Origin of the sequence: Streptomyces sp. NPDC050528 (assembly GCF_044457795.1) — a bacterium.
Lineage (GTDB): Bacteria > Actinomycetota > Actinomycetes > Streptomycetales > Streptomycetaceae > Streptomyces.
On record NZ_JBITHH010000015.1, the window covers coordinates 101,386 to 121,575 of the forward strand.

18 protein-coding genes are annotated in these 20,190 nt (G+C 71.0%); 8 read left to right on the forward strand and 10 right to left on the reverse strand.

Annotation, left to right across the window (positions count from 1 at the left end):
- Window positions 1-11: 11 nt before the first annotated feature.
- The gene (locus ACIBK4_RS40930) at window positions 12-386 is read left to right on the forward strand and encodes an ester cyclase (RefSeq protein WP_366433453.1); all 375 of its coding nucleotides are present in this window, start codon (window positions 12-14) and stop codon (window positions 384-386) included.
- A gap of 91 nt (window positions 387-477) precedes the next feature.
- Window positions 478-2,109 carry an FAD-binding oxidoreductase gene (locus ACIBK4_RS40935; RefSeq protein ID WP_399003571.1) on the forward strand — a complete coding sequence of 544 codons (1,632 nt, stop codon included), beginning with the start codon at window positions 478-480 and terminating at the stop codon, window positions 2,107-2,109.
- A 101-nt stretch (window positions 2,110-2,210) separates the two neighbouring features.
- On the opposite strand, the gene ACIBK4_RS40940 is transcribed toward ACIBK4_RS40935, so the two are convergent.
- Genes ACIBK4_RS40940 through ACIBK4_RS40965 form a run of 6 tightly spaced genes read right to left on the reverse strand, consistent with a single transcriptional unit; the run spans window position 2,211 to window position 6,851 of the window.
- Window positions 2,211-3,047 (reverse strand): SDR family NAD(P)-dependent oxidoreductase, encoded by an 837-nt coding sequence (locus ACIBK4_RS40940; protein ID WP_399003573.1) that lies wholly within the window; start codon window positions 3,045-3,047, stop codon window positions 2,211-2,213.
- 17 nt (window positions 3,048-3,064) lie between these two features.
- Window positions 3,065-3,514, reverse strand: coding sequence for a VOC family protein (locus ACIBK4_RS40945; protein ID WP_399003575.1), 450 nt, complete (start codon window positions 3,512-3,514; stop codon window positions 3,065-3,067).
- A 5-nt stretch (window positions 3,515-3,519) separates the two neighbouring features.
- Complete coding sequence (locus ACIBK4_RS40950) at window positions 3,520-3,891, reverse strand: nuclear transport factor 2 family protein (RefSeq protein ID WP_019060080.1); 372 nt, start codon at window positions 3,889-3,891, stop codon at window positions 3,520-3,522.
- A gap of 41 nt (window positions 3,892-3,932) precedes the next feature.
- The gene (locus tag ACIBK4_RS40955) at window positions 3,933-4,751 is read right to left on the reverse strand and encodes an ester cyclase (protein WP_399003577.1); all 819 of its coding nucleotides are present in this window, start codon (window positions 4,749-4,751) and stop codon (window positions 3,933-3,935) included.
- A 10-nt stretch (window positions 4,752-4,761) separates the two neighbouring features.
- Window positions 4,762-6,411 carry a GMC family oxidoreductase gene (locus ACIBK4_RS40960; protein ID WP_399003579.1) on the reverse strand — a complete coding sequence of 550 codons (1,650 nt, stop codon included), beginning with the start codon at window positions 6,409-6,411 and terminating at the stop codon, window positions 4,762-4,764.
- A 26-nt stretch (window positions 6,412-6,437) separates the two neighbouring features.
- The gene (locus ACIBK4_RS40965) at window positions 6,438-6,851 is read right to left on the reverse strand and encodes a nuclear transport factor 2 family protein (protein WP_399003581.1); all 414 of its coding nucleotides are present in this window, start codon (window positions 6,849-6,851) and stop codon (window positions 6,438-6,440) included.
- 319 nt (window positions 6,852-7,170) lie between these two features.
- Here ACIBK4_RS40965 and ACIBK4_RS40970 point away from each other — a divergent pair, with 319 nt between their 5' ends.
- Genes ACIBK4_RS40970 through ACIBK4_RS40990 form a run of 5 tightly spaced genes read left to right on the forward strand, consistent with a single transcriptional unit; the run spans window position 7,171 to window position 13,762 of the window.
- Window positions 7,171-8,010 (forward strand): type 1 glutamine amidotransferase domain-containing protein, encoded by an 840-nt coding sequence (locus tag ACIBK4_RS40970; protein ID WP_318020374.1) that lies wholly within the window; start codon window positions 7,171-7,173, stop codon window positions 8,008-8,010.
- A 42-nt stretch (window positions 8,011-8,052) separates the two neighbouring features.
- A complete protein-coding gene (locus ACIBK4_RS40975) occupies window positions 8,053-9,729 on the forward strand; it encodes a thiamine pyrophosphate-binding protein (protein ID WP_399003583.1) in 1,677 nt (558 codons plus the stop codon).
- 5 nt (window positions 9,730-9,734) lie between these two features.
- Entirely contained in the window at window positions 9,735-10,328 is a 594-nt protein-coding gene (locus ACIBK4_RS40980; RefSeq protein ID WP_033279114.1) for a DJ-1/PfpI family protein, read from the forward strand.
- Window positions 10,329-10,355: 27 nt separating this feature from the next.
- Window positions 10,356-12,344: an alpha-1,4-glucan--maltose-1-phosphate maltosyltransferase gene (locus tag ACIBK4_RS40985; RefSeq protein ID WP_399003586.1), complete on the forward strand. Its 1,989-nt coding sequence runs from the start codon at window positions 10,356-10,358 to the stop codon at window positions 12,342-12,344.
- A complete protein-coding gene (locus ACIBK4_RS40990) occupies window positions 12,341-13,762 on the forward strand; it encodes a hypothetical protein (protein ID WP_399003588.1) in 1,422 nt (473 codons plus the stop codon). Before ACIBK4_RS40985 ends, ACIBK4_RS40990 begins: the two co-directional genes overlap by 4 nt.
- 439 nt (window positions 13,763-14,201) lie before the next feature.
- Here the strand turns inward: ACIBK4_RS40990 and ACIBK4_RS40995 are convergent, their stop codons facing one another.
- The gene (locus ACIBK4_RS40995) at window positions 14,202-15,557 is read right to left on the reverse strand and encodes a helix-turn-helix domain-containing protein (protein ID WP_399003590.1); all 1,356 of its coding nucleotides are present in this window, start codon (window positions 15,555-15,557) and stop codon (window positions 14,202-14,204) included.
- Between the two features lie 291 nt (window positions 15,558-15,848).
- On the opposite strand from ACIBK4_RS40995, the gene ACIBK4_RS41000 reads away from it, so the two are divergent.
- Window positions 15,849-16,001, forward strand: a complete 153-nt coding sequence (locus tag ACIBK4_RS41000) for a hypothetical protein (protein WP_158697264.1) — start codon at window positions 15,849-15,851, stop codon at window positions 15,999-16,001.
- A 34-nt stretch (window positions 16,002-16,035) separates the two neighbouring features.
- Here the strand turns inward: ACIBK4_RS41000 and ACIBK4_RS41005 are convergent, their stop codons facing one another.
- The 3 genes from ACIBK4_RS41005 to ACIBK4_RS41015 are packed head-to-tail and all read right to left on the reverse strand — an operon-like array spanning window position 16,036 to window position 20,161.
- Complete coding sequence (locus tag ACIBK4_RS41005) at window positions 16,036-18,285, reverse strand: dipeptide ABC transporter ATP-binding protein (RefSeq protein ID WP_399003592.1); 2,250 nt, start codon at window positions 18,283-18,285, stop codon at window positions 16,036-16,038.
- Window positions 18,282-19,181, reverse strand: a complete 900-nt coding sequence (locus ACIBK4_RS41010) for an ABC transporter permease (RefSeq protein WP_399003594.1) — start codon at window positions 19,179-19,181, stop codon at window positions 18,282-18,284. The genes ACIBK4_RS41005 and ACIBK4_RS41010 overlap by 4 nt, the downstream gene beginning before the upstream one ends.
- Entirely contained in the window at window positions 19,178-20,161 is a 984-nt protein-coding gene (locus ACIBK4_RS41015; protein ID WP_390164875.1) for an ABC transporter permease, read from the reverse strand. Before ACIBK4_RS41015 ends, ACIBK4_RS41010 begins: the two co-directional genes overlap by 4 nt.
- Window positions 20,162-20,190 lie beyond the last annotated feature (29 nt).

Sequence of the window (20,190 nt, forward strand, 5' to 3'; positions counted from 1 at the left end):
AAGGAGAACTCATGAGCAGCCACCAGGTGCACTTCGTGCGCGAATACCTGGAGACCGTCTGGAACCAGGGGCAGACCGACCTGGCCGACAAGTACCTGGCCGCGGACCTCATCCAGCACAACCCGAACCTGCCCGACGGCCGCAAGCCGCTGGTCGAGTTCATCGAGGGCTTCCGCAAGCAGCTCCCCGAGGCACGGTTCGAGATCAAGCGCGCGGCGGGCTCAGGGGACCTGGTCTTCGTGCACACCCACTTCCGCGCCACGTCGACGGACCGGGGCTCGGCCGTCGTGGAGATCTTCCGGCTCGAGAACGACCTGATCGCCGAGCACTGGGACGTCCGCGACGAGATCCCGGAGACCACGGTCAGCGGACACGACGTCGTCTGACGCCGGTCCCCGGGCTCACCCCCAACTCCTGCCGCCCAGAAGGCTCCTGGCCTCCTGGGCGGCAGTTTTTTCACGAACGAAGGAGACAGCAGTGACACCACAGCAACCCGACCGACGCCCGTCCGCCGGCCTCACCCGACGCGGACTCCTCGGCACCGCCACCGCCGCGGGGATCGCCGCGGCCGTGGTTCCCACCCGCGCCCTCGCCGCCGACAGCACGGCCACGGACACCACCACCCCCGCCGCGGTCACCGTCGGCGCCTCGGACCAGCGCTATCTCGACCTCACCTCCCGCGGCTACAACGCGAGATTCGTCGCCGCCCCCGACTCGATACGCCTCGTCCACACCACCGCGCAGGTGGTGTCCGTCGTCCAGGAGGCGGTCGACGCCGGCAAACGCATCGGCGTACGCGGCGGCGGCCACTGCCTGGACTCACTGGTCGACGACCCCGACGTACGGATACTCGTCGACATGTCGGAGATGGACGCGGTCCGCCACGACCCCGCCCGCCGCGCCTTCCTGGTGGAGGGCGGCGCGACTCTCGGCCACGTCTACCGCACCCTGTACCTGGAGTGGGGCGTGTCCCTGCCCGGCGGGACCTGTCCGACCGTGGGCGTCGGCGGCCATGTCACCGGCGGTGGCTACGGCGCGATGTGCCGCCAGTACGGCGCCGTCGTCGACCACCTCTACGCCGTGGAGGTCGTCGTGGTCGACGCCTCCGGCACCGCCCGTGCCGTCGTCGCCACCCGCGAGGCCGACGACCCGCACCGTGACCTGTGGTGGGCCCACACGGGCGGCGGCGGAGGCACCTTCGGCATCGTCACCCGCTACTGGTTCCGCGCCCCCGACGCCACCGGCACCGACCCATCGACCCTCCTGCCCAGACCGCCCAAGACCCTGCTGAAGTCGACGGTCGCCATCAAGTGGACCGACCTCACGGAGGCCGCCTTCACCGCGCTGATCGCGAACCACGGCACCTGGCACGCCCGCAACAGCGTCGCCGGATCCTCCTACGACAGCCTCCACAGCGTCCTCATCCTCTACAACCGCGTCCAGGGCAGCCTCGTCCTCAACACCCAGATAGACGGCACCCGTTCGGACGCCTCGGCCCTCCTCGACGCCTACGTCGCCGCTGTCACCGGCGGCATCGGCGTGCCGTACACCGACGCCCGCTCCTCCTGGCCCTGGCTGAAGACCACCCTCAAGGACCCTTACGACACCGGCCTTTACAACCGCACCAAGTCCAAGGGCGCCTATCTGCGCCAGGGTTGGTCCGCCGCCCAGGCGAAGACGCTCTACGGTTACCTCTCCGACGCGACCTACGACGGGCACGCCGGCATCCTGCTCTACTCCTACGGCGGCAAGGTCAACACCGTGTCGTCCACGGCGACCGCGCTGGCCCAGCGGGATTCCGTCCTGAAGGCCAACTTCACTACGTACTGGCCGGATCCGACGCAGGACGACCGGCACGTGGCCTGGATGCGCGCGCTGTACCGCGACCTCTACGCGGACACCGGCGGGGTGCCGGTGCCGAACGACACCAACGACGGGTCGTACATCAACTACCCCGACACCGACCTCACCGACCCGGCCTGGAACACCTCGGGCGTGCCCTGGCAGACCCTGTACTTCAAGGGGAACCTCGCCAAGTTGCGCACGGTGAAGGCGACTTGGGACCCGGGCAACGTGTTCCACCACAAGCTGTCCGTCACCGCGAGCTAGCATCCGCACACCACGAAGCCCCCGCCTCGCGTGCACGAGGCGGGGGCTCGGTGGTGCGGTCGGCCGCTCAGCCCAAGAAGGCCGCTCGGCCGTTCAGTCGTTCAGCCGCTCAGGTCGGACGGGAAGCTCACCCCGGTCAGCGACTCGCTCAGCGCGCGCAGCCGGGCGCGGTCGCGCTCGTCGTAGGCCTGGGCGCCCGCACGGGACCGCTGGGTGCGGTTGAAGTAGGCGCCCGTGACGTTGTCGAGGGACGGGTCGGTGATCATGCGCAGGGTGCTGTGCACGCCCTCCTCGACCGTGGACTGCGGGGTGAACAGGTTCACCACCATCTTCGTCGGCATGTACGACGCCGGGTGCAGGGCGTTGGCCGTCACCCCGGTGCCGTGCAGCCGCTCGGCCAGGTCGAACGTCAGGCTGATCTGGGCGAGCTTGGCCTGGCAGTAGGCCTGCACCCCGTCCCAGTTCCGCTCCAGCATCACGTCACGGAAGTTGATCGGCGCCTGACCCGCGGAGCTGACGTTGACGATGCGGGCCGGGGCCGAGCGGACCAGCAGCGGCGCGAGCCGGCAGCTGAGCATGTAGGCCGCCAAGTAGTCGACCTGGAAGGTGAGTTCCAGGCCGTCCTGGCTCTCCTGGCGGGCCAGCTCGACGCCGATGCCGGCGTTGTTCACCAGCGCGTCGAGCCGGTCGTGGGTGGAGAGGACGCGGTCGGCGAGCTTGCGGATGTCCTCCAGCGAGGAGAAGTCGGCCAGCTCGTAGCTGAGCCTGTCGTTGCCGGTGGACGCGCGCAGTTCCGCCAGCAGCTCGGCGCCCTTGGTCGCGCTGCGGCCGTGCAGGATCAACGACGCCCCCTGCGCGGCGAGTTCACGGGCCAGCTCACGGCCCATGCCGTCGGTGGCGCCGGTGAGGAGGATGGTCTGGTCGGGGACGGGCCTCATGGTGGGGGACTCTCCTGTCAGGCGTACGTGGCCAGTTCGTCGGTGGACTGATCGGTGTATCCCTGGCTGACCTCGATCACGATGCCGTCCGGGTCGGACACCCACACCGTCTTCCAGCCGGGGATGAACGCGTCGAAGGTCAACGGGCCGAGCAGCGCCGCCAGTTCGCCGTCGGCGGCGGCGAGGAACGCGTCCACGTCGTCGACCTGGAACGCGAGATGGCGTGCCGTGCCGGGGTTGTCCGGGCCGTCCTTCGCCGTGGTGAACAGGGCGTCCGCGTCGGTCGCGAACAGCTCCAGATAGACGGGGCCGTTGCGCAGGAACACCACGCGGACCCCGTCGGCCTCCACCACCCGGGCCCGGGCGAACCCGAAGTGCCGGGTGTAGAAGTCCTCCGTGGCCTTCTGGTCACGGCAGTTGAGGCCGACGTGCGACCAGCGCAGGCCGGCCGGGGCAGCGGTCGTCATCGCCGTCACGTCCCGGTGACCGCGGCGAACGGCACGCTGTCGTGGAAGTTGGCGAAGTAGGTGATGAGGCCGCCGGTGACGCGGAAGTAGTTGCACACCTTGGCCTCGACGGTGATGCCGTCGTGGGTGCGGCCGGTGATGTCGGAGACCACCGCGGCCTGTTCGCCGTCCACGACCACGTGCCGGGGGACGTTGGCGAAGGAGGCGTACATCTCCGGGAAGCCCTTCATCATCTCCCGGAGCGTCTCGCGGCCCTCGACATGTCCGGCCAGCTGTTCGTCCATGGTCTGGTCGGCGGCGAACAGGTCGCACCAGGCGTCCCACTCGCCGGAGTTGGCCAGCCGGTAGTACGTGTCGACCACTTCTCGGGTGTCCATGCGCCCGTCCTTTCTGTGGCTGTTCCGGGGTACGGGATCGGTCAGGGGAGCGGGACGCCGACCTGGCGCATCAGACCGGCGGTGTCGGCCTGCACCCAGCGTTCGACGACCTTGCCGTCCTCCAGCCGGTAGACCTCCAGGCTGGTCCAGGAGACCTCCTTGCCGGTCGGCTCCTGGCCGAAGAACGGCGCGATGTGCTTGCCGTGGAAGGTGATGTGCATGATCACCTTGTCGGGCGAGGCGGGGTAGAGCGCGTCGAGGTGCACGGAGAAGTCGAGTCCGTCGTACGCGCCCTGGATGATGCCCTTCAGCTCCTCCAGGCTCTCGCAGCTCCACGCCGGGTTGTTGTCGTGGAACGTCGGCCCGAACAGGTCGTCGAGGTCGTCCAGCCGGCGGTGGTTCACGGCGTCGCTGACCTGCTGGACGACGGCCAGGTTCGACGCGTTCGAGGAGATCTGCTCGCGCAGGCCGAGCATGTCGTCCTGTGCCCACCGCTCCACGAACAGGCCGTTCTCGACCCGCCAGATCTCGGTGGTGGACCACTCCACCTTGCGGCCCGTGGCCGGGAAGCCGAGCAGCGGCGCGAGATGCGTGCCGGTCAGCTTGACCCGGGTCAGCACCCGGTCCTCGCCGAGCGCCGACAGTTCGTCCAACTCGCCTTTCAGATCAAGGGAGTTGTACGCCCCGCGCAGCGCCTCCAGGTAGGAGTCGATGCCGGTGATGTCGAACCCGGGGTGGTGGTCGGTGAAGCCGGCGGCGATGACCCGGGGGATCTCCGCGAGGTCGCCGGAGTTGAACGCGTCGAGGAAGCGCCGGTACAGCGCCAGGTTGTCCTGCTGGGTCTGGTCAAGGTCGGACATGCTGCATCCCCTAGCTCAAGTGGACGTCGGACAGGGACGGTTGGGAGAGAGACGGCACGGACTCCGAAGAGGCGGACCGGGAGGGGGCGGCGGCCGCGCGGACGAACGCCGCCGCGCGCTCGCCGATCATGACGCTGGGCGCGTGCGTGTTGCCCGCGGTGATCGACGGCATCACCGACGCGTCGGCGATCCGCAGCCCCGCGATGCCGTGCACGCGCAGCTCCGGGTCCGTGACGGCGTCCGTGCCCGTGCCCATCCGGCAGGTGCCGGCCGGGTGCCACAGAGTGGTCGCGTTCGCGGCGACGTACCGGCGCAGCTCCTCGGGCCCGGTGATGTCCTTGCCGGGGCCCAACTCGTCGCCGCGGAACGGGTCGAAGGCCCGGGTGGCGGCCAACTCCCGGGCCAGCTGCACCCCGTGGACCAGGACGTCGACGTCGGCCGTGGAGGTGAGGTAGCCGGCGCTGACGACGGCGTTGGACACGGGGTCGGTGTCACGCAGCCGTATCCGGCCCCGGCTCTGCGGCCGCAGCGCGATCGGCGCGAAGGTGAAACCGGGACCCTCCCACTGGTCGGCGGGGGCGTCGGACGGCAGGAACTTGATGGGACCGAAGGTGAATTGGAGGTCGGGGGCGTCCTCCGGGCCCGCCTCGCGGGTGTGGGTGAACAGCCCCGCCTCGGACAGCAGCGCCCCGTCCGGATGCTCCTGGAGCGACTGGTAGCAGATCGGCACGAACAGGTGGTCCTGGAGTCCCGCGCCGACGCCCGGCAGATCCTGGACGCAGCGGATGCCGTGCTCCCGCAGGTGCGCGGCCGGGCCGATCCCGGACAGCATGAGCAGCTTCGGCGTCTCGAACGCCCCGGCGGACACGACGACTTCACCCTCGGCGCGCAGCTCGCGCCGTTCGCCGTCCTGGACGTACTCGACGCCCGTGACCCGCGTCCCGTCCAGCAGCAGCCGGGTGACCAGGGTGTCGGTGAGCACGGTCAGGTTGGAGCGGTCCAGGGAGGGGCGCAGATAGGCGTCGGCCGTGCTGCACCGGTGGCCCGCGTCGTCGCGGAACGTCTGGTACAGGAAGCCGAAGCCCTCCTGCCGGGCGCCGTTGTAGTCCCCGTCGGTGTCCGTGGCGTAGCCGAGTTCACCGGCGCCCGCCACGAACGCCCTTGCTATCGGGGCGGGTTGATCGAGCTGCCGCACCCGGACCGGACCGCCCACGCCGTGGTACGCGTCGGCGCCGCCCGAGAAGTCCTCGGCCTGCCGGAAGAACGGCAGGACGTCGTCGTAGGACCAACCGGTGGCGCCCTCGGCGACCCAGCGGGTGAAGTCGTGGCGGCTGCCGCGTACCCACATCAGGGCGTTGACGGAACTGCAGCCGCCGACGACCTTGCCACGGGCCACGGGGACACGGCGGCCCTCCATGCCCGCCTCGGACTCGGTGACGTAGCCCCAGTCGATCTCGCTGCGCCACTCGGCGGTGAGCAGCGAGAGGACCGAGGCGGCGTCGGCCCGGTGGATCTCGGGGCGCTCGTCCCAGCCGCCCGCCTCCAGCAGGACCACGCTCACGGACGGGTCCTCGCTCAGCCGGGCCGCGACCGCGCAGCCGGCCGAGCCGGCACCCACCACGATGTAATCGGCCCCTGAGGGCACCGACTTCGACGGCATGTCAGCCTCCAAAAGGTGACGGGGAATCAGATCGCGACCGGCTCGCCGACCCGGTAGTCGACGATCAGCGGACGGGCACCCGGCTCGGGGCGCTCCAACTGCCACTTCTGGTTGATCCGGAAGGACGAAACGCTGCCGTCGGCAGTCGACTTGGCGGTCCACACCACCCGGACGTCGACGTCGATACGGGTGCCGTCCTCGTGGGAGGTGACCTCCTCGACGGTGTGGGACTGGTCGGTGTAGGCCTCGCCGACGGCCGTGTACCAGTCGAGGAAGTCCGCGTGGCTGTACAGGGTCCGCTCCGGGAAGGCCATCACCAGGCCCTGGTCGGCGACGAGGGGCAGCAGCTCCTCGACCGGCGCGTGCCCGCTCAGCAGGTCGTACCAGCGCTGCACGAACGCGGCGATCTCCCGGTCGGAGCCGGTCTGTTCGCTCGGCATGAAAGTCTCCGCTCATCGGGGGTTCCGCTCCCGGGGTCCGGAAGCGACACACGTCCGATGACCCCACAACCGCGCCCGCCCCGGCCGCTCGCGTACGGGGACCGGCCGCACTGTGCGAAGTCGCCGCCGGAGCTGCGGCAACTCCCGCCGGGCGCCCCCGGGTTCACCGGTCGAAGATCGATGGCCAGGACATGCCGTAGTGCGTTCGGCCACTTGAGGATGTGCCGCGACCCGGGCCCCGCCGACGACCGGCGCGAACTCCGCCGACGTACACAGGAATTCGCCAGTCGGCACCGTCCCGCCGAACGGGAGGAACCCCATGAGCAAGCGCATTCTGGTCGTCCTGTCCGAATACGGTTACTGGGGTGAGGAGTTGATCGGCCCCCTGGAGACCTTCGACCAGGCCGGCTACCACCTCACCTTCGCCACCGCGACCGGCAAGCGCCCGCACGCGCTGCCGCCGAGCATGGACCCCGAGTACGTCGACCCGCCGCTCGGCCGCTCCGTCACCACCCCGGAGACGGCGGACAAGGTACGCAAGGTCGAGGCCTCGGACCGGCTCGACAACCCCCTCGACCTGTCGTCCTGGCTGCCCGACCGGCCCTACCGGTCCAAGCCGTACTTCCTGCGCGACTGGGAGGCCTACAACACCCGCCTGGAGCAGGTGCGTGCACAGATCGCCGACCGCTACGACGCGCTCCTGATCGTCGGCGGCAGCGGACCGATCGTCGACCTCGCCAACAACTGGCGGGTCCACGACCTGATCCTCGCCTTCCACGCACTGGACCGGCCGATCGCCGCCGAGTGCTACGGCGTCGCCTGCCTCGCCTTCGCCCGCGACCAGGAGACCCGGGTCTCCCTCATCCGCGGCAAGCACGTCACCGGCCACTGCATCGAGTACGACTACAAGGACGGCACCGGCTTCCTCGGCACCGACTTCGTGATGGGACCGCCCCCGTACCCGCTGGAGTACATCCTGCGCGACGCCACCGCACCCGGCGGCGCCTACCACGGCAACTTCGGCAAGACGACCTCCGTCATCGTCGACTACCCGTTCATCACGGGCCGTTCGACGCCCGACTCCTACCTGACCGGTCAGAAGACCGTCGAGGTCCTCGAAGAGGGCCTGCGGCAGTGGGGGTTCACGGCGACCGACTGAGGCCGCCCGACGCCCTTTGCTCCGACGAGAGGTGAGCACACGATGGACAGCAGGCCCGCGCGGATCGCGCTGCTCGAACAACTGCAGGCCGAAGGGGTCCGATTCATGTTCGGCAACCCCGGCACGGTCGAGCAGGGGTTCCTCGACGAACTGCGCTCCTTCCCCTCGATCCAGTACGTCCTGGCCCTCCAGGAGTGCACGGCCGTCGGCATGGCGGACGGCTACGCACGCGCCACCCGCACCCCGGCGGTCCTGCAACTCCACTCCGGAGTCGGGCTCGGCAACGGCATCGGCATGCTCTACCAGGCGATGCGCGGCCACGCCCCGATCGTCACCCTGGTCGGCGAGTCCGGACTGCGCTACGACAGCATGGACGCGCAGATGGCCGCCGACCTGGTCGGCATGGCCAAACCGGTGACCAAGTGGGCCACCCGCGTGGTCGATCCCGACTCCACGCTGCGCGTCCTGCGACGCGCCTTCAAGGTCGCCGCGACCCCGCCCTACGGTCCGGTGCTGGTCGTGCTGCCCGCCGACGTGATGGACCACGAGACCGCCGAACCGGTGGCGCCCGTGTCCTACCCGGAGACCCGCAGCCTGCCCACCCCGGACACCGTGGCGAAGGCCGCCGCGCTGCTCGCCGACGCCCGCAAGCCGATCGTCATCGCCGGTGACGGCGTCCACTTCGCGGGCGCCCAGGCCGAGTTGGGGCGGCTGGCCGAGGTGTGGGGCGCCGACGTGTACGGCGCGGACTGGGCCGAGGTCAACCTCTCCGTCGAACACCCCGCCTACGCGGGCCAGTTGGGCCACATGTTCGGCGAGCAGAGCCGGAAGATCACCGGTGCGGCGGACGGTGTCCTCGTCGTGGGCACCTACGCGCTGCCCGAGGTGTACCCGGCGCTCGACGGCGTCTTCGGGGCGGGTGTCCCGGTCGTGCACATCGACCTCGACTCCGGCGCGATCGCCAAGAACCACCCCGTCGACCTAGGCATCGTCGCCGATCCGAAAGCCACCCTGGGCCTGCTCGCCGACGCGCTGGGCCGGGCGATGGGCCTGGGCCGGCGCACGGCGGCGGCCGAGCGGCTGCGCCGGCACGCCGCGCAGCGCTCGGCCGCCCTCGCCAAGGCGGACGAGCGGGCCGAGGCCGCGGCCGAGGCGGCGGAGCTGCCGACGATCGCCCTCGCGCAGGAGTTCGCCCGCCGGCTGCCGTCGGACGCGATCCTCTTCGACGAGGCGCTGACGGCGTCCCCGGCGCTCTTCCGCCGGCTCCCGGCAACCGTGCCGGGCCAGTGGATGCAGACCCGCGGCGGCTCCCTCGGCGTCGGCATCCCCGGCGCGCTGGGTGCCCAACTCGCCCACCCCGACCGCACGGTGGTCGGTTTCACCGGCGACGGCGGCAGCATGTACACCTTCCAGGCACTGTGGACGGCGGCCCGCTACGGCCTCCCCACCAAGTTCGTCATCTGCAACAACGGCAGCTACAAGCTCCTTGAGGACAACATCGAGGAGTACTGGCGGGAGCAGCACATCCCCGCCCACGAACAGCCCGAGATCTTCGATCTGTCCAGCCCGGCCGTCGACTTCGTCTCCCTCGCCGGTTCCCTCGGTGTGGCAGCCGTAAGGGTCGAGAAGCCCGGGCAGGCCGAGGAGGCGGTCGCGCAGGCGCTCGCCCACCGCGGGCCGTTCCTCATCGACCTGGTCACCGCGAAGGGGAAGGGGTAGTTGCCGTGCGACTGTCCGGTCACAAGATCGCCGTCCTGATGGAGAGCGACTTCTACGAGCCCGAGATCCTCTACTACCGGTACCGCTTCCCCGAGGAGGGAGCCGAGGTCCACTTCCTGTCCCGGCTGTGGGGCAACGAGCAGATGACCTTCCAGGGTCATGAGCACCGCATGCCCTTCGAGGTCACCGAGTCCTTCGAGGACCTCGACGAGTTCGCGCTGAAGGAGTACTCGGCGGTGATCGTCCCCTCCGGGATGGTCGCCGACCGGCTGCGCTTCACCGAGGACACCCAACTGCTGCCGCCCGCCTCGCAGTTCCTGCGCCGCGCGTTCGCCGACCCGGCGATCCTCAAGGGCATCATCTGCCACGGCATGTGGCTCGCCGCGCCCGTGCAGGGCCTGATGCAGGGCAGGCGCGCGGTGGTGCACAACAACCTGCTGGGCGATCTGCGGAACATGGGCGGCGAGTACGTCGACCAGGACGTCGTCATCCACGACGACCTGGTCACCGGCCGCACCGGCAACCACTGCCACCTCTTCGCACGGACCATCATCGACCTGCTCGCAGCCCGGACGCCGGCCCCGACCGGGCTTCGCTGACGGGATCCGAGCGGGGAGGAGTCGACCATGACACCGGTGACCGGGCGCATCCCCGTCCTCGACGTCCAACCACGCGTGCGGGACGGGGAGTTGCCCGCCAAGGCCGTGACCGGGGAACACCTCCACATCACGGCCACCGTCTTCCGCGAGGGCCACGGCGCCGTCGCCGCGGACGTCGTCCTGCACGATCCCGCGGGGCGCCCCGCCCACCGGGTCCCGATGACCCTCGTCGACGAGGACGCCGACCGCTGGCAGGCCACCGTGGTCCCCGACACGGAGGGCCTGTGGACCTTCCGTGTCGAGGCCTGGGCCGACCCGCTGGAGAGCTGGCGGCACGATGCCACGCTCAAGATAGAGGCGGACGTCGACACCGAACTCACCCTGGCCGAGGGCGCGTTGCTCCACGAACGGGCCGCACTCGGCATCACCTCCTCGGACCGCCGGGAGGCGGTCACCGCGGCCGTCGCCGCGCTCCGCGACACCCTGGGCCCCCCTCCGGCCCGGCTGTCCGCCGTCACCACCCCCCGGGTGACGGCCGCCCTGGGGCGCTACGCGCTGCGTGACTTGGTCACCGCCTCCCGGCCCCTGCCCCTGCGCGTCGAACGCCGGCGCGCCCTCGTCGGCTCCTGGTACGAGCTGTTCCCGCGCTCGGAGGGAGCGGTGGTCCAGGCGGGCAGCCGCCCGGTCGGCGGCACACTGCGGAGTGCCGCCGACCGGCTGCCCGCCGTCGCCGCGATGGGCTTCGACGTCGTCTACCTCCCGCCGGTCCACCCCATCGGCACGACCCACCGCAAGGGCGCCAACAACACCCTCCACGCCGGCCCCGACGACGTCGGCTCACCCTGGGCCATCGGCTCCCGGCACGGCGGCCACGACGCCATCCACCCCGACCTCGGCACCGAGGACGACTTCCGCCACTTCGTCGCCACCGCAAGGGAGTTGGGCCTCGAAGTCGCCCTGGACTTCGCCCTCCAGTGCTCACCGGACCACCCCTGGCTCACCGAGCACCCCGAGTGGTTCCACCACCGCGCCGACGGCTCCATCGCCTACGCCGAGAATCCGCCGAAGACGTACGAGGACATCCACCAGCTCGACTTCGACGGCGACCCCGAGGGCCTGTACGCCGAGGCGCTGCGCGTCGTACGGCACTGGATGGACCTGGGCGTGCGGATCTTCCGGGTGGACAACCCGCACACCAAACCCGTGCAGTTCTGGGAGTGGCTGATCGCCGAGGTCGACGCCACCGACCCCGATGTGCTGTTCCTGGCCGAGGCGTTCACCCGCCGGGCCATGGTGCACGCGCTGGCGCAGGCCGGCTTCCAGCAGTCGTACACCTACTTCACCTGGAAGAACACCAAGGAGGAACTGACCGACTACCTGCCCGAACTCGCCCTGGACAGTGCCGGGTTCCTGCGGCCCAACCTCTTCGTGAACACCCCCGACATCCTGCACGCCTACCTCCAGCACGGCGGCAGACCCGCCTTCGAGGTCCGGGCCGTGCTCGCCGCGACCGCCGCGCCGAGCTGGGGCGTCTACGCCGGCTACGAGCTGTGCGAGAACACCCCGCTGGCGGAGGGCACCGAGGACTACCTCGCCTCGGAGAAGTACCAACTCCGGCCCAGGGACTGGGCACTTGCCGAAGCCGAGGGCCGCACCATCACACCCCTGATCACCCTGCTCAACCGGCTCCGCCGACTGCACCCGGCCCTCCAGGAGTTGCGCAACCTGCGCCTCCAGAGCACCGACTCCGACCAGATCCTCGCCTACACCAAGAGTGTCGAACTCCCGGACGGCGGGACCGACTTGGTGCTCGTGATCGTCAACCTCGACCCGCACCACGCCCACGAGGCCACCGTCACCTGCGACCCGGCCGCGCTCGGCCTGCCCGCCGACGGCACGCTCAAGCTGCGCGACGAACTCACCGGCGAGACCTACGCCTGGGGCGAGTCCACCTACGTACGCCTCGATCCGGCCCACCAGGCCGCGCACGTGCTCACACCCGCGGAGGGATCATGAGCGACGGCATCCTCGAACCCCTGCTCCCGGCCCTGGCACCCTGGCTGGAGGGCCGCCGCTGGTTCGACTCCCGCTTCACCGGGGCCCGCCTCGAAACCCGCGCGGCCTCCGCGCTCGGCGACGAACCACCCCTGCTGCTGCACGCCGTGGTCGCGGCCCGCCGCCCCGACGGCCAGACCCTGCACTACCAACTCCTGCTCGGCCTGCGGCCCGAGCTCCCCGCCCGCCTCGAACCCGCCGCGATCACCACCGTCCCGGCCGGCCCCTGGCAGGGCTGGCGGGTCTACGACGCCCTCGCCGACGGCGCCCTCCTCGGACTGCTGCTGCGCAAACTGGCGGGCGGCGGCGCGAGCCCCGGCCCCCGCCTGGAACGCACCGGCCGCTACCCGCTCCCCGTCGGCCTCGTGCCCCACCCGCTCGACGTCGAGATGAGCAACACGGCCGTGTCGTACGGCGGCCAGATCCTCCTCAAGATCTTCCGCCGCCCCGAACCCGGCCCGCACACCGAGGTCGAGGCCCTGCACGCCCTCACCCAGCAGCACTGCGAGCGCACACCCCGCCTCTACGGCGCCCTGCACAGCGACGCCCCCGGCGCCGAGGGCCTGGTGCTCGGCCTCGTCGAGGAGTTCCTGCCCGACGCGCGGGACGGCTGGGCGGAGGCGGTACGGCACGCCAGCGACTGCATGGACGACGCGTGCCGGGGGGTACCGGCCGGCGGCGGTTTCACCCCGCACGCGCGCAGCCTGGGCCGGGCCGTCGCCGACGTGCACGGCGCGCTGGACAGGGCGTTCGGGCGCAGCCGGCTCACGGCCCAGGACGTGGCCGAGGAGGCGGCGGCGATGAACATACGGCTCAAGGAGGCCGCCGAGGAGGTCCCCGCGCTCGCCCGCTACACCACCCGGCTCGGCGCCCTCTTCGACGACTACGCCCGGATCGCCGGGCGCGGCAGCTCCGTCTTCGCCCAGCGCACCCACGGCGATCTGCACCTCGGGCAGGCGCTGCGCACCGCCGACGGCTGGCGCATCGTCGACTTCGAGGGCGAACCGGCCCGCACCGCCGCCGAACGCGCCCTGCCGCAACCGGCGTTGAGGGACGTCGCCGGCATGCTGCGCTCCTTCGACTACGCGGCCCGTACCGGCCTCGGCACCCTGGAGTCCGGCGACCCGGCGGACGGCTCGCCCGCGCGACGGCTGCGCCGACGCCGGCGGGCCTACGCGTGGGCGGTGCGCAACCGGCGCGCCTTCATCGAGGGCTACGCGTCGGCCGGCCGGGAGGACCCGAACTGTCACCCGGTGGTGCTGCGCGCCTTCGAGGCCGACAAGGCCGTCTACGAGGCCGTGTACGAGTCGAGGCTCCGCCCCGACCGGCTGCCGATCCCGCTCGCCGCCGTGCACCGCCTGGCGAACGCCTCCCGCTGACGGCCTCCGCCGCCGGGAATTCCCTTGCGCCGAGCGGGAATTGACGACTCGGAGAGAATAGGGAATTCCCGTCTGCGGCACGCGGCGGGAATACGCGGGGCGGAAAGGGGAGCGCCCTCCGGGCGGCTATCGCCGGCGAACGGCTCGGAAATTCGGGGGAGTTGGGCATTGCGCCGCCGGGTGCCTGCCGCCGTCCCGACCGGAGACACGACGAACCCCCCGGCCCGGACACTGTTCCAGGCGGGGGGTTCGGAAGGCTCGGATCCGGCTCGAAACGGAACCGGGCGGCCTGTTCCGCCGGGCTGTTCGACGTCGAATGGTCCATGCCTTTACCAGGCACGACGGTCAATGGTCCATGCCTTTGACCGGAGCCGCCCGAGCGGTGAACTCCCCCTGGACGGTAGGGAACTCACCCGGATTCGGGAATGCGGCGCGGATCTCAGGAACGGTGCTGCTCGGTGAAGATGTGGCCGGGGTCCCGGTGCGGTGCCATGCCGGCCGCCGACAGCGCCCGGTCGTACGCCTTGAGGGCCTCGGTCGTGTTGCCCTGTCGTTTCCACAGATCGCCCAGGTAGCGCCAGTTGAGGGCCACCTGGTGCGATGGCCGGAACTGCCGCAACTGCCGGGTGGCGGCCTGGAGATACTGCGCGGCCTGGTCGAAGTTGCCGCGCATCAGCTGGATCTCGGCGAGCGTGCCCCGGGCGCCGACGGCCTGGATACGGGACTCGGTGCCGGTCAGCCCGAGCGCGCGCTCGGCGTGCGCCGCGGCCTCGTCCCACTGCCCCAGCATCGCGTCGGCGTCGGCGAGCCCGATCTCGCACTGCGCGAGCTCCGGGGCGTTGCCCACCTCGGCCAGCAGCTGCTGCGCCTCCTCCAACAGCTGCTTGCCGCGCGCCGGTTCGGGCTCGTCGACCTGGAGCAGCAGCGAGCCGTAGTTCATCTTGAGCATGGCGAGATGGCGCAGGTTGTCGTCCTCGGACATCAGCGCGAGCGCCCGCTCGACCAGCGCCATGGCCTCGTTGAGCTGCCCCCGGGAGCGTGCCACCAGCCCGGCGTTCCAGTACACGGCACCCCGAGCGGCCCGCGCGCCCTGCTTCTCGGCGGCGTCCAGCAGCCTGCCGCCCATGAGCTGGGCCCGGGTCAGGTCGCCGCGCATGTGGTACGACGCCATGAGCGTGGCGCCGAGCTGGACGTGGTCGACCGTCACGTCCAGGCCGAGGGCGTCCAGCCGGGCCATGGCCCGCTCGCCGATCTCGATGCTGAGCGTGATGTCGCCGGCGTTGCGATAGCAGCGGCACAGGGCGACCGCGATCTGGCACCACTCGGCGGAACCCGGAGCCAGGTCGGGGTCGCGGTCGAGCTCCTCCAGGACCGCGATGGCGGCCTCCGTACGGTCCAGCTTCTCCAGCGCGGAGGCCTGGCCCATGCGGGCGCGCCGGGTCATGGAGACGTCCAACAGGCTGGGCTTGGCCAGCAGTTCGCTGAGGGCCTGGAGTGCCTCGCCGTTGCTGCCGTTGCGCAGGGCCATCTCACCGAAGGCCAGCCGCAGCCGGGCCTCTTCCAGCTCGTGGTCGTCCCGACCGCTGCGCAGATACTCGGCGGAGCAGCCGAGGCGCTCCGCGAGCGCGGCGAGCACCGACTCCGAGGGAGCGCGCTTGCCGGATTCGATCAAGGAGATGTAGCTCGCCGATATCTCGCTGGACGCCAGATCCTGCTGCTTGAGGCCACGTTTGCCCCGCAGCAGCCGGATGCGGTCACCCAGCCCTGCAGTCGTCGTGTTTTCGAGAGGGTCCATGTGGGCTCCTTGGAGGTGGCTATGACCACCGGGATGACAGATCAACGTTACCAGTAAGTCGCCGACGATCCAATGGAGTCGGCATGATCGATTCGCGCACGCGAAGTGGCCTGTTCAGGCGTTTTCTGAATTGACGCTAATTCAGATTTCATATGGGTAAGGGGATTCCGCTTTTCGAGATCGTCTTTTGCGAGATTAATACTTGACTGATTGAGTAAGTTCTTGTTGACTCATCTTGTCAACGCGTCATCCGTAAATGGTCATCCGTAAATGCTCGGAGGGGAGATTTTCATGAGCATCAAAGTATTCACGCTCATAGCAATCGTCGTCTTCGTCGGTGGACTTGTGACGAGCGGACTCTGGTTGAACGGTTCGGGTGCCACCACCCATCCCCTGCGCGAAGGCATCGCACAGTCCAGCGGTGCGAGCGGTGCCTGCTGCTGAGGCGAGGCCCGCACGGACGAACGGCACTTCAGGCTCAGTGGACCGGTGGACGGTCCGGCGGCTCGCTCCACGGCCGACCGGACGTCCCCCGGTCTGTCCGTATGTGCTGCCAGGGCATTCCCCCGTGCGGGAAATGGCAGGCCACGGTGTGGGTGCCGGCCGAGGTGACCTGTGACGGCCGGGGGATCTCGGTCTCGCACCGCGCACGCCGACCGGGCGCGAGCAGCGCGGCGACCGGACACCGGGCCAGGAACCGGCACCCCGCCGCGACCGGCACACCGGACGGCGGGTCGCCGGGCAGCACGATCCGGTGCCGGGCGCGTTCGGCGACCGGGTCCGGCAGCGGGACGGCCGACAGGAGGGCCCGGGCGTAGGGATGCCGGGGCGCGTCGAACACCTCGGCCACGGGTCCCGTCTCCACGGTCCGCCCCGCATACATCACCGACACCCGGTCGGCGATCTGCCGCACCACCGCGAGATCGTGCGACACCAGCAGATAGGCCGGCCCCAACTCCCGCTTGAGCCGCAGCAACAGATCCAGGATCTGCGCCTGCACGGACACGTCCAACGCGGACACGGGCTCGTCGAGCAGCAACAACGCCGGCTCGACGGCCAGCGCCCGCGCGATGGCGACCCGCTGCCGCTGCCCGCCGGAGAACTGATGCGGATACCGCCCCGCGTCCCCGGCGTCCAGCCCCACCTGCCCGAGCAACCGCGGCACCCGCGCGGCTACGACGTCCCGAGGTACCCGCCGCGCGTACAACGGCTCGGCGACGATGTCCCCCACCGGCATCCGCGGATCCAGACTCGACAGGGGATCCTGCGGCACGATCTGCACGGCCCCGCGCAACAACCGCGCCGTCCGCCGGGTCAGCCGCGCGACATCCTGCCCGAGGATCTCCACGGTGCCCGCCTGCGGGGCGGCGAGCGACACGACCTCCATCAGCGCCGTCGACTTACCGGCCCCGGACTCACCCACGAGCGCGAGCGTCTCGCCCCGGCGTACCTCCAGGTCGACCTCTTCCACGGCGACGACCGTTCGCTCGCGACGGCGGCGGCCGGTGGACGGGACGTAGGACTTGGCCAGACCGGTGACACGGAGGACGACTTCGGGTGCGGTGCGTCCCCGCGTGTCCGAGTTCCTGTCGCCCGGTGCGGGCGGCAAGGCCCAACTCCGGGACCCTGGGCTTCCGTTGTCGGGAGCGAACAACACCGGGCCGTCCGACTCACCCTCGCTCCGCGCACCCCCGCTCGGCGGGAACAGCTGCACCGCCGTCCGCTGCGACACCAGCCGTACCCGTCGGCAAGCCGCCTCGTGGGCGTCGACGCCCGCGAGGCCGGCCCTGGACGGGCTGTCCACGCCCAGGAGTTGGACGTCCGACGTGACGCAGTCCGGCTCCGCGAGCGGGCAGCGGGGCGCGAAGGCGCAGCCCGGGGCCGCCGTGCCCGGAGCCGGGGCCGTGCCCGGGATCGGGGTGAGGGGGACTCGGGCGTCGGGGCGGGGGACCGAGCCGACCAGGCCGAGGGTGTAGGGCATGCGGGGGCGGGTCAGGACCGCCTCCACCGGGCCCGTCTCCACGATGCGGCCCGCGTACAGGACGGCGACCCGGTCCGCCGTGCCCGCGACCACCCCCAGGTCGTGAGTCACCAGGAGCAGGGCCGCGCCCGTTTCGCGGCGGGCGGCGGCCAGCGCTTCCAACACCTGTGCCTGCACGGTCACATCGAGCGCGCTGGTGGGCTCGTCCGCGATCAGGACGTCGGGGCTGTTGGCCATCGCCATCGCGATCATCGCCCGTTGCCGCATCCCGCCGGAGAGCTGGTGGGGGTAGGCACGCGCCGCCCACGTCGGACGCGGCACCCCTACGAAGTCCAGCAGCTCCACCGCCCGGCGCTGCGCCGACTCCCGGCGCGGGCGCGGGTGTTGGTGGATGCGCAGCGCCTCCGCGATCTGGTCGCCGACCCGCTGCACCGGCGTGAAGGCGTGCAGTGGGTCCTGGAAGACCATCGCGATGCGGCGGCCGCGGACACGCGCCAACTCCCTTACCGGTAGGCCCAGTAGCTCCTCACCCAGGAGGCGTACCGAACCGCCGACCTGAGCACCCGGCGGTGCGAGTCCCATCAGGGCCAGCGCCGTGAGCGTCTTGCCGGTGCCCGACTCGCCGACCAGGCCCAGGACTTCACCGCGCCGGAGGGTGAGGTCGACGCCGCGCACCACGGGCAGCGGGGGCCGTCGGTCCTGTCCGACGGCGACCGTCAGACCGCGCACCTCCAGGACGGTGGTCAACTGGGTATCCCTGACAGGGGAGGTCGGGACGCGCGGCTCGTGGAGGTGTCCACCGTCGTCGGGTCCAGCGCGTCCCGCAGGGCACCGCCCAGCTTGTTGACCGCCAGCACGAACGCGATCAACAAGCCCGTGGGGAAGAAGAACATCCACGGATACACCAGCGCCACATCCGTCGCGTCGGCGATCAGTGTGCCGAGGGAGACGTCGGGCGACTGTACGCCGAGGCCGAAGTACGACAGCCCGGTCTCGCTGATCACCGCCCCGCCCACGGCGATCGTCGCGTCCGTGATCAGGAACGACGCCGTGTGCGGGAGCACATGCCGCCAGATGATCCGCGCGGGTGAGACGCCCATCAGCCTTGCCACCACCACGAACTGACGCTCCCTCAGGGACAGCGTCATGCCGCGCACCGCCCGCGCCGTGACCATCCAGCCCAGCAGCGCCAGCAGCCCGACGAGCGCGATCCAGCCCCGGTCCCGCAGCTTCGGCGCGACCACGACCAGCACGAGGAGCCCGGGGAGGACCAGCATCAGGTCCACGACGAACATCAGCACCCGGTCCGTCCAGCCGCCGAAGTAGCCGGCGCACGCGCCCACCGCCGCCGCCAGCACAGTGGAGAACAGCGCGACCAACAGCCCGATCAGCAGCGACTTCTGCAGCCCCCGCACCACCTGGGCGAACACGTCCTGCCCGATCCGGTTCGTGCCCATCCAGTGCCGCGCGTCCGGCGGTTGCCGCAGCGCCGTGTAGTCGACGTCCGTGTGCGTCCACGGGCTGAGGAACGGCCCCACGAAAGCCAGTGCGAACAGCACGATCAGGACCGCGAGTCCGCACAACGCCCCCGGCCGCCGCACCATCCGCCGCAGCGCCGTCCGGCCCCGGCCGACGCCCGTCACGGCTGCCGTACCCGGGGATCGAGGAGCGCGTGCACGACGTCGGCCAGCAGCCCGGCGAGCAGGACCACGGCCGCGGCGAACAGGTCGACGGCCACCACCGAGTTGACGTCCCCCTTCTGCACCGAGTCGACGAGCCAACTGCCCATGCCGGGCCAGCCGAAGATCTCCTCGGTGAACACCGCGCCGGTGAACAGGGTCAGCAGCCCGAAGGAGAAGAACACCGACACCGGGACGAGCGAGATCCGCAGCCCGTGCCGCAGGAGGGCCCGCCCGGGGGTGAGCCCCTTGGCCTGGGCGGTGCGCAGATGGTCGGCGCCGAGCACGTCGAGGGTCGCGGCGCGCTGGTAGCGGCTGTACGAGGCGATCGCGGGGATCGCCACGCAGATCGCCGGGAGGAGCAAGTGGGCCGCCGTGTCGCGGAGTTGGGCCGCCCAGCCACCCTCCAGACCCGGGGTGTGCTCGCCCGTGTAGAGGATGACGGTGCTGCCCGCGGCCCGGTTGACCGCGAGCGCGCCGGTCTTCAGGAGCAGCGCCAGCACGAACGTCGGCACGCACAGCACCGCGAACGAGAACACCGTCAGCGCCCGGTCGCCCAGCCCGCCGCGCCGCACCGCCGCCCACACCCCGGCCAGCACCCCGACGGCCGTACCGGTCACGGTCCCCACCAGCAGCAGCCGTGCGGACACCCCGACCCGGCGGCCGAACTCGGCGTTCACGGACTCGCCGTCGATGGTCCGGCCCAGGTCGCCGTGGACCGCGCGGTCCGCCCAGTGCGCGAAGCGTTCGGGCAGCGGGGTGCGGTCGTCCATGCCGAGGCGGGCCAGCTCGTCGTCGACGACCCGGCTGGGCGGGGGCGGCTGCCGGCCCTCGAAGTAGGCGCGCGGATCGAGCGCCGTGGAGGCGAGGGCGTAGGTGAGGACGACGGAGGAGAGGAAGAGGATCGTGCAGTGGACCAGGCGCCTGAGGATCAGGGAGAGCATGGAACTCGTTCCGCTTCATGTGGGTGACA

Excerpts from the sequence above, each read along its gene's own strand:
- ACIBK4_RS40930 (WP_366433453.1), top strand. The coding sequence starts at position 12 with ATGAGCAGCCACCAGGTGCACTTCGTGCGCGAATACCTGGAGACCGTC.
- ACIBK4_RS40940 (WP_399003573.1), bottom strand. The coding sequence starts at position 3,047 with ATGAGGCCCGTCCCCGACCAGACCATCCTCCTCACCGGCGCCACCGAC.
- ACIBK4_RS40945 (WP_399003575.1), bottom strand. The coding sequence starts at position 3,514 with ATGACGACCGCTGCCCCGGCCGGCCTGCGCTGGTCGCACGTCGGCCTC.
- ACIBK4_RS40950 (WP_019060080.1), bottom strand. The coding sequence starts at position 3,891 with ATGGACACCCGAGAAGTGGTCGACACGTACTACCGGCTGGCCAACTCC.
- ACIBK4_RS40955 (WP_399003577.1), bottom strand. The coding sequence starts at position 4,751 with ATGTCCGACCTTGACCAGACCCAGCAGGACAACCTGGCGCTGTACCGG.
- ACIBK4_RS40960 (WP_399003579.1), bottom strand. The coding sequence starts at position 6,411 with ATGCCGTCGAAGTCGGTGCCCTCAGGGGCCGATTACATCGTGGTGGGT.
- ACIBK4_RS40965 (WP_399003581.1), bottom strand. The coding sequence starts at position 6,851 with ATGCCGAGCGAACAGACCGGCTCCGACCGGGAGATCGCCGCGTTCGTG.
- ACIBK4_RS40970 (WP_318020374.1), top strand. The coding sequence starts at position 7,171 with ATGAGCAAGCGCATTCTGGTCGTCCTGTCCGAATACGGTTACTGGGGT.
- ACIBK4_RS40975 (WP_399003583.1), top strand. The coding sequence starts at position 8,053 with ATGGACAGCAGGCCCGCGCGGATCGCGCTGCTCGAACAACTGCAGGCC.
- ACIBK4_RS40985 (WP_399003586.1), top strand. The coding sequence starts at position 10,356 with ATGACACCGGTGACCGGGCGCATCCCCGTCCTCGACGTCCAACCACGC.
- ACIBK4_RS40990 (WP_399003588.1), top strand. The coding sequence starts at position 12,341 with ATGAGCGACGGCATCCTCGAACCCCTGCTCCCGGCCCTGGCACCCTGG.
- ACIBK4_RS40995 (WP_399003590.1), bottom strand. The coding sequence starts at position 15,557 with ATGGACCCTCTCGAAAACACGACGACTGCAGGGCTGGGTGACCGCATC.
- ACIBK4_RS41000 (WP_158697264.1), top strand. The coding sequence starts at position 15,849 with ATGAGCATCAAAGTATTCACGCTCATAGCAATCGTCGTCTTCGTCGGT.
- ACIBK4_RS41015 (WP_390164875.1), bottom strand. The coding sequence starts at position 20,161 with ATGCTCTCCCTGATCCTCAGGCGCCTGGTCCACTGCACGATCCTCTTC.